This window comes from Brevibacterium sp. SIMBA_078 (genome assembly GCF_046534565.1).
In the GTDB taxonomy this organism is placed as follows: domain Bacteria; phylum Actinomycetota; class Actinomycetes; order Actinomycetales; family Brevibacteriaceae; genus Brevibacterium.
The window spans coordinates 1-274 of record NZ_JAWRYQ010000189.1; the positions used below are offsets into that span (position 1 = coordinate 1).

Here is a 274-nt window from a genome sequence, read left to right on the forward strand (position 1 = left end):
GTAGAATTTGTAGGTATGCCAAGTGTTGATAAATTTGCTGTTGAATATGCTTTAAGCCATGTTGATCTGATGTTAGCACCACATTGACTTGAAAATCGCCGATGGTTAATACGTCACTGTCTGACAAACGTTGTTTGTTGCCTTGACCAAGCGGCGCTACAGCAAAGTTAATAAATAATCCATTAGTTGAATTATCGTATACGTAAAAAGAGTCACCTTCTTTTTCTATTATACCGTGTTTACTTGAGATTATTTTTTCGGGATCGGGTAAATG

At 36.5% G+C, this 274-nt stretch carries 1 protein-coding gene; it reads right to left on the minus strand.

What is annotated here, in order from left to right:
- The coding region (locus SB749_RS19385) for an FHA domain-containing protein (protein ID WP_410711741.1) at nt 1–274 on the minus strand (274 nt) is incomplete at both ends.